The following is a 9,952-nucleotide window of genomic DNA, read 5'->3' as shown; positions in this document are numbered from 1 at the left end:
TGTTCGTCGCCCCGACTCTCGGCCTGCGCCTGCTCGGCCTGTTCGGCGTTCGCCGGTTCGCCACCTGGCGGGTCAGCGCGGCGCACGGCCTGGCCTTCCTGTTCACGATGACCGGGCTCGCGCATTTCATGCCCGACTCCGTCACCGTGATGCCCAGCCACAACGACCTGGTGGCGATGGTGCCCCCGGCCATCCCGTTCGCCGATTTCGCCGTCTACGCGACGGGTGTCCTGGAGTTGGCCGGAGCGGCCGGGCTGGTCTTCGCCGCCACCCGGCGCTGGGCCGGGATCGGCCTGGCCGTCCTGCTCGTGGTGATGATTCCGGCCAATATTCATGCGGCCCTGGAGGACATCCCGCTCAACGGCGATCCGGCCACACCGCTGTGGTTCCGGATCCCGGAACAGATCGTGTATTTCGGCCTGGCGCTGTGGGTCGCGCAAGCGCTGCCCGTCCCGGGGCGCAACCGCGACAGCGCGGTCACCCGGCCCGTCGCCGCGGCACACTGAATCCCGTGGCCACCCGGCACGCGGACTCCGGTGGGCACTGAAACCCCCGGATGAACAGGGCCCGCTCCCGCAGGAGCGGGCCCTGCGCGGGACAGCGGGTGGCATCAGCCCTGCGGAGTCGGGACCAGGATCAACTCGGCCACGTTCAGCCGCGCCGGCACCGAGGTGGCGAACGCGACGGCATCGGCGATATCGCCGGGCTCGAGAATGGTGAACCCGGTACGCCACTCCTCCAGCTGCGCAAGCTGTTTCGCATCGCTCATACCGGCGCCCAGTTCGGTGCCCACGAATCCCGGTTCGATGTTCTTCACCCGCAGGCCGCGCGGACCGAATTCGGCTCGCAGATTACGGGTCAGGTGAGCCACCGCGGCTTTGGTCGCGGAATACACCGCGTATTCGGGGAAGATCCCGTGCCCCCCGACCGAACCCACCAGCACCAGGTCGGCCACCCGGCCCGCACCCGCCGCCGCCAGCAGATCGTCGATGAACGCCCGCGCCGTATAGAGCAGCCCGGTGATATTGGTGCCCACCATCTGATCCCACTCGTCGACCTCCGCCGATTCGAATGCCGCGCCGAGCATGACACCCGCGTTGGCGACCACCAGATCGACGGGGCCCAGCGCCGCTCGCACAGTCGCGGCCGCGTCCCGTACCGAATCGCGATCGGTCACATCCGCGACGACCGCGACGGCGCCGGCGCCGATCTCGGTGGCGAGTTCTTCGATCCGTTCCTTGCGCCGGCCCAGCAGCGCCACTCGCGCGCCGCCCGCCGCCAGCCGCCGGGCGGTCGCGGCGCCGATCCCGCTCGAGGCTCCGGTGACCACAGCCACCCGTCCGTTCAGATTCTCGTTATCGGTCATGTCCACAACATTCGGCCCGGGCGCCGCCGGCTGCCAGGTCGCGGACTTCCTGGTAGTCGCGGGGCCACCCGGCGCGCCCGGCCCACGCATACCCTGGGTTCATGGCTTCGGAAAACCGGTTGGGCGCGTTCCTGCGGGCCCGCCGTGAACTGGTCAAACCGGAAGACTTCGGACTCCCGGGAGGCGGGCAGCGCCGGGTCGCCGGGCTGCGCCGCGAGGAGATCGCACTACTCGCGGGGGTCAGCGCCGACTATTACGTCCGGCTGGAACAAGGCCGGGACAAACACCCCTCCGAACAGGTTGTGGCGGCGCTGGCCAGGGTGCTTTCGCTCGACGACGCGGGCACTGCCCACCTGCGGGAACTGGCGCGGCCTGCGCCTGCCCGCTCGCGCGGACCACGCCGCCCGGAACGGGTGACGCCGGGTCTGCTCCGGTTGATGGACACCTGGTCGCACACCCCGGCCCTCGTACTGGGGCGGCATATGGACGTCCTGGCCGCCAATCCGCTGGCCGCCGCCGTGAACGAATGTTCGGTCCCCGGCGTCAACCAGGTGCGGATGGTCTTTCTCGACCCGCGCGCCCGCGAGGTCTACCCGAATTGGCACCGGATCGCCGAGGAGACGGTCGCGAGCCTGCGCGCCACCGCCGGCACCGATCTCGACGACCCGCGTCTGACCGAACTCGTCGGTGAACTGTCGCTCAAGAGCGAAGAGTTCCGGCAGCTGTGGGCGCGCCACGATGTGCGGGCCAAGACCGCGGGGGTGAAGGAGTTCCACAACGAGGTGGTGGGCGATCTGACGCTGTCCTACGAGAGTTTCGCGGTGAACGGCGCGCCCGGGCAGCTCCTGATCATATATCACGCCGAGCCCGGATCGGCGTCGGAGAGTTCCCTGGCGCTGCTCGGCAGCCTGATCGCCGGCGACTCCCGCGTCGGGGCCCGTGACGTCGAACCCTCCTCCACCCGGACCGAGCGGTAGGACGCCGCCGCGCTGCCGCGACGGCCCACCCACCGGGACCCGCCGCGGTGATCGGCGACACCCCGGCGCCGGGCGGCGAATCGCCGATCCGCCGAAACACTCTCGGTATCAAGGAAATACACGTCGGATGGGAGATAACCGGGGCGGGGGCGGACGTATCGCCGCTGCTACCCTGCACGGTGGAAACTCCCGCACCACGTGGCTGAATGACGATCGAACCCAGCGCCCCGGCACCGCGGAATCGTGGCGATACCGTGCTGTTCGACTGTGATCGCCCGGACTCGAGGGGACGATGAACGATCTCGGCACCGGCGAGGTATTCGCCGGATACACCATCGAGAATCGGCTCGGCGCGGGCGGTTGGGGAATCGTGTATCTGGCCGCCGACCCGCGTCTGCCCCGGCCCGTCGCGCTGAAACTCCTGGACCCCACGATGGCCGACGACGAGGCCCGGCACCGCTTCGAACTGGAAGCCGACCTCACCGCCCGCCTGGACCATCCGAATATCGTCACCATCTACGACCGCGGGCTCGAGGGAGAGATCCCCTGGATCGCCATGCAGTACGTACCGGGCGGCGACGCCTCGACCCTCCTCGGGATCGAGCCGGACCGCGCGTTGCGGATCGGCGCGCATATCGCCGACGCCCTCGACCACGCCCATCGGGCCGGAGTGCTGCACCGCGACGTCAAACCGTCCAATTTCCTGATCACCGAAGCCGAACCCGGCCGGCCCGAACGCGTTCTGCTCACCGATTTCGGGATCGCCCGGCTGCGCGACGCCACCAGCCGGTTGACCAGAACCGGTTCGGTGACCGGTACGGCCGCCTATATCTCGCCGGAACAGGTCTCCGGCGATGAGGTCGATCACCGGGCGGACCAGTATTCCCTGGCCTGCAGCCTGTTCGTCCTGCTCACCGGGCAGCCGCCGTATCCGGTGAGCGAACCGATCGCGCTGGCCCACGCCCATGTGTATTCCCCGCCCATGCTGCCGGGTGATCTGGTTCCGCGGTTGCAGGTGCTGGACGGGGTGTTCGCGAAAGCGCTGGCGAAACAGCCCGACGACCGCTACCCCACCTGCGCGGAGTTCATCGCCGACGCGCACCGGGCGCTGGCGCTGCCGATCCCGCCGGGTTCGGCGACGACGCCACGGGCGCTGACGCCGGCGGATACGACCGCGGTCTCGGCATCCACCCCACCCACAACGTCGTCGCCGGGCCCGCCCGCGGCATCACCGGCCACCCCGCCCGCCCGGGCACCGGAGGATCGGCCCCGCTCCCCCGCGCCGACCGATACGACCGCGGTATCGGCGGCGACTACGCCGGATGCGGCAGAACGTCGGTACCGGCGCACCTCCCCGCTGGTCGTCGCCGTGGCGGCCGCAGTAGCGGTGGTCATCGCCGTGGCCGGGTTCCTGATCGCCGGCGCGGATTCGGGCGGCGGCGCGCGCGATTCCGCTCCGGTATCCGGCGAGGCCGCGGCACCCGGCGCGGCCTCGACACCCGGATGGGACGGGCGGCACCAGGCCGCGGCGGCCGCCTTCCCGGCCCTGGTCGGCGATAAGAACGGGAACACCGGCTGGCAGGGCGCGACCTGTACGGAGAACGATCCGGGATCCGCGGAGCGACGCGCCTACCGCGATTTCGCCCGGATCTCCTGCTATCTCCCGATGGAAGAGAACGGCACCGACACACTGAGTTTCGATATTCTCGACCGCGCCGGGACGGCGCAGGCCGGTCGCGGGCTCGACCAGCTGATCACCACCATGTCCGAGGGCTGCCAGCCCCGTGACCAGAACATGGACCACCCGAGAACAGGGAAGACCCTGCGGGTGGTCACCTGCGCGGGCGTGGACTACCACCGCGATACCCACACCTCGACCTACGTGTGGACCTACTTCCCCGGCCCCGCCTACACCCGGTTCGTGGTCGTGGCCCGGTGGCCGGGCCATACGGTCGACGCACTGCTGAACCAATGGTGGAAACGGGCCCCGTTCGGGAAGTGACCGGCGGCGCGCGTCGGACGGCAGGTCCGGGGCCGCGGGGCTATCGTCGGACCATGGGCGGCAGCACGGGCGCGGTGGAGCTCGAGGTCGGGGATCGCGTCGTGCGGATCTCGAACCCCGACCGGGTGTATTTCCCGGAATCGGGGGCAACCAAGCTGGATCTGGTGCAGTACTACCTGAGCGTGGGCGACGGGATCGTCAACGCGCTGCGGGACCGGCCCTGCATGCTGCACCGGTTCCCGAAGGGACTCGCGGGCGACAAGGTGCATCAGAAGCGGTTGCCGGCCGGGGCGCCGGACTGGGTGCCCACGGTGCGGGTGTTCTTTCCCCGCTACAACCGGCACGCCGACGAACTCTGTGTGCGGGAATTGGCGGATGTGGTGTGGGCGGTACAGATGTCCACAGTGGAGTTTCATCCGTGGAACTCCCGGCGCGCCGATACCGAGAGCCCGGACGAATGGCGGATCGACCTGGACCCGATGCCGGACTGCCCGTGGTCGCGGGTGCAGCGGGTGGCCGGGGTGGTGCGGGAGGTGCTCGACGAGATCGGCGCGGTGGGCTGGCCGAAGACCTCCGGCGGCAGCGGGCTGCACGTCTATGTCCGGATAGCACCCGAGTACGGCTTCCAGGAGGTCCGGCGCGCGGCCCTGGCCTTCGCGAAAGAAGTGGAGCGCCGCGCCCCCGACGATGTGACCACCACGTGGTGGCGCCGCGACCGCGATCCGCGGCTGCTGTTCGTCGACTACAACCAGAACGCCCGCGATCACACCATCGCCGCCGCCTACTCGGTGCGCGGGGTCCCGGCGGCGACCGTATCCACGCCGGTGGGGTGGGACGAGATCCCCGATCTCCATCCCCGGGATTTCACCATCGCCACCGTCCCCGACCGCTATCGCCGCCTCGGCGACCTGCACGCCGGTATCGACGACGCGGTCTTCGACCTGGCCACGCTGATCGAATGGGCCGATCGCGACGAGGTGAACCTCGACGAGGACGCGGATACGGAGAATTAGCGGCGGCCGGTCACCGTGGCCACCAGATCGTCGCCGCGATCACTCCCAGCGGCAGCCCTATCGCGATCACATATCCGGCCACCACCGCCGCGCTCACGGCCGGACGCCTTCGGTCAGACGCCAGCGGGCGAAACTCAGTCGCGGGAGCACGATTTCGACATCGGCGACACCCATGACCGCGTTCAGAGCGATCGGGCCCAGATGGTCGGGCGCCGGCACGATCACCGCCTCGGCGCCGGCACTGCGAGCCTGTTCGGCGACCGGTAGGACGGATTCCGCCCTCGCCCAGACCAGCCGATACCCCAATCGCCGCGCCAGCCGTTGAACCTGGGCGCATTCCCACTCCCACGACCGGCTGATATCCACATCGATCCAGCCGAACGCGACCGGCGGCGTCATCGGGCCTCGACCTCGCGGCACCGGACACCGGATATCGACCGGTCGCGGGGTTTTCCGGCCCACGCGCGCATGTCACATGTCATCGTTGCGACTCTCCGTCGGGATGGATGCTGGGCCCGGTGGCCAGAAGACGACATCGCGTCCCTACCGCTTGATCGCCTGATGAATCGCGGTAATGTCGAACCAGTTCGCACCTGGGATGGGGATCTCGTTGGGCGGCTTTCTGATCCGAGTTTCTGGCTGCCGGGGTGAATCCAGAACACCACCGGACAAACAGTCGTTACAAGCGAGATCCGCAATTGCGCGGAACTATTCCCAATGGCCCAGAGCGGTTGTCACGCGGCGCGCGGATCTTTGCGGCGCGCAAACGATCGTCGCTCATTACGCAAAAGCGAGGAACCCCGTGCCGGACGATGGTTCGACCACCCTGCCGCGCCGCCAGCTCGGCCGATACCTCCGGGAAGCCCGGGAGGGTATCAATATGAACCTCGAAGATGTGGCTCCGCTGCTCCAACTGTCGGTCAGCACACTGTCCCGGATCGAACGCGGTCTCACAGGTGTGCGTGTTCCCGATGTCGAAGCGCTCTGCCGGATCTACGGGATAGACGACGCCGAAGTTGTTGCCGCCCTTGTCGGTCTCGCGAGGCAGTCGGCGGTGAAGAATTGGTGGCAGGAATTCGACGATGTCATGTTCCGCGGTTTCAACCTGTACGTCGGACTCGAATCATCGGCCAGGCGGCTGACGGTCTATCGGCCGGATATCGTGTCCGGCCTGTTTCAAACTCCCGACTACGCCCGAGCTGTCGAACGCGTCTCGCCAGAAGAAGCCGAAGAGGTATGGGAAAAGCGCATCCAGCTCAAGAAGAAGCGTCAGGCTCTGATCACCCGCAGAACCCATCCCGTCCTCGTGGACCTGGTGGTCCACGAGTCGGTCCTGCGAACAGTTGTCGGCGGAGCGAAGGTCATGCGAGACCAACTGCACCACTTGGCGAACATGCCCATCAATGTGACGGTCTCCGTACTTCCCTTCACAGCAGGGATTCCTACCGGTGTACCTACCGGTCCGTTCACAATCTTGGACTTCGGTCACAACACCAAAGGCCGTGAAAACTCGCCCACGGTCGTCTATATCGAGTCCTATGCGGGTGATTTGTACCTGGAGCGCACCAAGGACGTGATCCGGTATCGTCAGGCATACGATGCCGTTCGGCAATCGTCGCTGGACATGGCATCCAGCAAGCGCCTGATCAGGCAGATCGCAGCAACGGAGTACCCCGCATGAATATCGACCTATCAAGAGCCGGGTGGTTCAAATCGAGCCGCAGCGGACACGGTAAGGACTGCATCGAAGCCGCTTTCCTCGACGACGGCGCGGTCGGCGTGCGCGACTCCAAGAACCCCACCGGCCCGGCCCTGGTTTTCACTCCGGCCGAGTGGGACGCGTTCACCACAACCGTCCAGAGCGGCAGGTTCGACCGAGGGTAGGCCGCGCTCCGGGTTCACAGGCAGTGGCACCGGTGACGTATCCGTAGCTGTGCGCCCGAAGGATCGGTGAAGGAGCCGCCGTGGAACCGCCTGCGTCACCGGGCCGGATCATTCTGCTCAACGGAGTGTCGAGCGCGGGAAAAACGACCCTCGCCCGGCAACTCCTGACCGATCTGGCGAGCCCCTACTTCCATATGAGCGTCGATATGTTCGGCGCGATGCGAGCCGAGGCCGCGACTCACGCGCTCGACGACGCCGCCCGGCAGGAGGTACTCCGGCGCACCCGGGCCGGATTCCACCGAGCGGTAGCCGGTATGGCCCGGGCGGGCAACCAGATCGTGATGGATCACGTCCTGTCCGAACCGTGGCGGCTGCGGGACTGCCTCGAGGTCATGACCGGCCTCGATATCGTCTTCGTCGGCGTGCACTGCGCGCCGGAGGAACTACGCCGACGCGAACACGCCCGCGGCGATCGCGAACCCGGCACCGCCGAAGGTCAACTCGGGCAGGTACATGCCCACGGAATCTACGATCTCGAGGTCGATACCACCTACCGCAGTCCCGAATCCTGTTCCGCTGCAATCGGCGATTTCATCGACGGGGCCGGTTCCGCCAGGGCCTTCGACCGGCTCCGTACCGGATTCTGAAGCCGCTCGTTACATCTTGACCATTGCGGCCCGGCCCCCACCACTCTGCTCATCGAACCACTGCTGAGCCCGCACCACCTCGGTGGCGTGCACGCGGATCCAGTCGAGGAATTCGTGCATGGGTTCGGTGAGGCCGCGGCCCAGGCCGGTCAGCTCGTAGCTGACCCGGGGCGGCACCGTCGGGGCCACGATACGTGCGACCAGACCGTCGCGGACCAAGGTGCGCAAGGTCTGCGACGCGGCTGAGTGAATTGCCCCGGTGATCGATCGCAGCCATTGGCCGATTGTGGGATTCGGGTTGTTCGTTCCTCAGGGCATGGCGATTCGAATGTTTTTGACCTGCTGGAACTCGTGGAGCCCTTCGCGTCCCCCCGCCCGGCCGGTGCCGCTCTGCGCCACCCGCTGGACAAGCTGCCCACCACCCACCGAGATTCCGAACGCGCCTACTACGCGCGCGTGGGGGCACTAATCGGTCATGTACCCCAGCCGCTACGGGACATCCGTATCCATCAGGCATCGTCGATCTGCCTGCACGTGTGCGCGGATCGCCACCGTATGCGCGGGGCGGGATCGGTCGTGGCGCCGTTCGCCGTCCATGTCAGTCAACTGCTGGATACACTGGTGGCCCTTTTGTCGACGCCCCCCTCGACCGAGACGCTCGACTCGCTCGAGGCCTCTGAGGTCGAACAGCCACCTCTGCGCGCACTGCCCTGACTGTGGGGTGGGCGTTCTCGCTCGAAGCCCGACGGGAACAGGTCAGGCGGCCACGAATGTGATGTGCAGGTCACGCAGCCCGCGCAGTAGGAAAGTCGGCTCGTACTCGTAGTGGTGCGCGCCCCCGGATCCGTGTGCGTTCTCGTCTACCGCGATATCGCTCATCCGGTCCAGCATCCGGTTGAGCGTGACCTGACCCTCCACCCGCGCCAGCGGCGCCCCGGCGCAGGTGTGCACGCCACGCCCGAATGCGATGTGTTCGCGGGCGTTGCGGCGGTCCAGCCGAAACTCGTCGGGGTTCTCGAACTTCCGGGGGTCGCGGTTGGCGGCGCCGATGCACAACATGAGCACGGTGCCCGCCGGGATATCGACGCCGCCGAGGGTGGTGGATCGGCGGGCCAGCCGGAAGTCGACTTTGGTGGGGCTCTCGGTGCGCAACGATTCCTCCATGAAATTGCCGACCAGGCTGCGGTCCGCACGGAGTCGCTGTTGGAATTCGGGATGTTCGGCCAGCATTCGCACCGCGGAGCTGAGCAGTTTCGTGACGGTTTCCTGTCCCGCCGCGAACAGGAACGTGGCAGGACGCACTACCTCGATGACCTCGGGCAAGGTTCCGTCGGGGTAATCGGTCGTCGCCAAGGTACTGAGAACGTCGGCGCGAGGTTCGCGGCGACGTTCGGAGATGTAGCCGGCGAACGTCTCGTCCAGCCACTCGAGTGGGTTGATACCGACCGGTTCGTGATCCAGCGATCCCACCTGATTGCCGTTCCCGGCCAAGGTCCGGCGGAATCTCTCCCGATCGGTTTCGGGTACACCGAGCAGGTCGGTGATCACCAGGGTCGCGAACGGCTTCGCGTAGTCCTCGAGGAACTCACAACGGCCGGCATCCAGGAACTCGTCGAGCTGGCGGTCGGCCTGCCGCCACATGTACTCCTCGTTCTCTTTGAGCCGTTTCGGCGTGAGCAGGCGGTTGAGCAGGGATCTCGCGCGCGTGTGTTCCGGGGGGTCCATGGTCACCATATGCTCGAAGATCGGGAATCGATGGCGGTGTTCGGCGATCTGCGCGGAGATATCGTCCCCGGTGGGTTCGAACGGCAACGGCGGGAACGGGCCACCGATCGAGATACAGGCCGAGAAGTCCGCAGTGTTACGGAATGCCTCGTTGGCCTCTTGATATCCGGTTACCGCGACGACTCCGTAGTGGGGCTCCCGGAACACCGGGTTCTGGCTGCGCAGATAGTCCAAGTAGTCGTAGGGGTCCTGGGCGATGGCTTCATCGGAGAAGAAGTCCCGTGAGGCAAGGTCGGTCATCGGCTCGCAGCCTTTCGAAGCAGGTCTCCGCCGCGCCG

At 67.3% G+C, this 9,952-nt stretch carries 12 protein-coding genes; 8 read left to right on the top strand and 4 right to left on the bottom strand.

All coding sequences use genetic code 11. The features are described 5' to 3' along the window. The coding region (locus ACWDU1_RS08340) for a DoxX family protein (RefSeq protein WP_449996731.1) at nucleotides 1-506 on the top strand (506 nt) is incomplete at its 5' end. A gap of 104 nt (nucleotides 507-610) precedes the next feature. On the opposite strand, the gene ACWDU1_RS08335 is transcribed toward ACWDU1_RS08340, so the two are convergent. Further along, on the bottom strand, nucleotides 611-1,366 hold the full coding sequence (locus ACWDU1_RS08335; protein WP_449996729.1) for an SDR family oxidoreductase: 756 nt from the start codon (nucleotides 1,364-1,366) through the stop codon (nucleotides 611-613). A 101-nt stretch (nucleotides 1,367-1,467) separates the two neighbouring features. Between ACWDU1_RS08335 and ACWDU1_RS08330 the strand changes: the two genes are divergently transcribed. The 3 genes from ACWDU1_RS08330 (at nucleotide 1,468) to ligD (ending at nucleotide 5,358) form a co-directional block, all read left to right on the top strand. After that, nucleotides 1,468-2,343 (top strand): helix-turn-helix transcriptional regulator, encoded by an 876-nt coding sequence (locus ACWDU1_RS08330; RefSeq protein WP_449996727.1) that lies wholly within the window; start codon nucleotides 1,468-1,470, stop codon nucleotides 2,341-2,343. A 292-nt stretch (nucleotides 2,344-2,635) separates the two neighbouring features. Continuing rightward, on the top strand, nucleotides 2,636-4,345 hold the full coding sequence (locus ACWDU1_RS08325) for a serine/threonine-protein kinase (protein ID WP_449996725.1): 1,710 nt from the start codon (nucleotides 2,636-2,638) through the stop codon (nucleotides 4,343-4,345). Nucleotides 4,346-4,398: 53 nt separating this feature from the next. Further along, the gene (ligD, locus tag ACWDU1_RS08320; protein ID WP_449996724.1) at nucleotides 4,399-5,358 is read left to right on the top strand and encodes a non-homologous end-joining DNA ligase; all 960 of its coding nucleotides are present in this window, start codon (nucleotides 4,399-4,401) and stop codon (nucleotides 5,356-5,358) included. Between the two features lie 93 nt (nucleotides 5,359-5,451). Here the strand turns inward: ligD and ACWDU1_RS08315 are convergent, their stop codons facing one another. Next, nucleotides 5,452-5,757 carry a hypothetical protein gene (locus ACWDU1_RS08315; protein ID WP_449996721.1) on the bottom strand — a complete coding sequence of 102 codons (306 nt, stop codon included), beginning with the start codon at nucleotides 5,755-5,757 and terminating at the stop codon, nucleotides 5,452-5,454. Nucleotides 5,758-6,160: 403 nt separating this feature from the next. On the opposite strand from ACWDU1_RS08315, the gene ACWDU1_RS08310 reads away from it, so the two are divergent. The 3 genes from ACWDU1_RS08310 to ACWDU1_RS08300 all read left to right on the top strand — a co-directional run bounded on the left by ACWDU1_RS08310 (nucleotide 6,161) and on the right by ACWDU1_RS08300 (nucleotide 7,889). Next, complete coding sequence (locus tag ACWDU1_RS08310) at nucleotides 6,161-7,039, top strand: helix-turn-helix domain-containing protein (RefSeq protein ID WP_449996719.1); 879 nt, start codon at nucleotides 6,161-6,163, stop codon at nucleotides 7,037-7,039. After that, entirely contained in the window at nucleotides 7,036-7,242 is a 207-nt protein-coding gene (locus ACWDU1_RS08305; protein WP_449996717.1) for a DUF397 domain-containing protein, read from the top strand. Before ACWDU1_RS08310 ends, ACWDU1_RS08305 begins: the two co-directional genes overlap by 4 nt. An 80-nt stretch (nucleotides 7,243-7,322) precedes the next feature. Next, nucleotides 7,323-7,889: a chloramphenicol phosphotransferase CPT family protein gene (locus tag ACWDU1_RS08300; protein ID WP_449996715.1), complete on the top strand. Its 567-nt coding sequence runs from the start codon at nucleotides 7,323-7,325 to the stop codon at nucleotides 7,887-7,889. Nucleotides 7,890-7,898: 9 nt separating this feature from the next. On the opposite strand, the gene ACWDU1_RS08295 is transcribed toward ACWDU1_RS08300, so the two are convergent. Further along, nucleotides 7,899-8,141 (bottom strand): winged helix-turn-helix transcriptional regulator, encoded by a 243-nt coding sequence (locus ACWDU1_RS08295; RefSeq protein WP_449996734.1) that lies wholly within the window; start codon nucleotides 8,139-8,141, stop codon nucleotides 7,899-7,901. Between the two features lie 99 nt (nucleotides 8,142-8,240). Between ACWDU1_RS08295 and ACWDU1_RS08290 the strand changes: the two genes are divergently transcribed. Continuing rightward, nucleotides 8,241-8,603 (top strand): hypothetical protein, encoded by a 363-nt coding sequence (locus ACWDU1_RS08290; protein WP_449996736.1) that lies wholly within the window; start codon nucleotides 8,241-8,243, stop codon nucleotides 8,601-8,603. A gap of 42 nt (nucleotides 8,604-8,645) precedes the next feature. Here ACWDU1_RS08290 and ACWDU1_RS08285 read toward each other — a convergent pair whose 3' ends face one another. Further along, entirely contained in the window at nucleotides 8,646-9,914 is a 1,269-nt protein-coding gene (locus tag ACWDU1_RS08285; protein WP_449996713.1) for a cytochrome P450, read from the bottom strand. Nucleotides 9,915-9,952 lie beyond the last annotated feature (38 nt).

Source organism: Nocardia sp. NPDC003345 (genome assembly GCF_053589395.1).
This window is presented reverse-complemented; position numbering and strand designations above follow the sequence as displayed.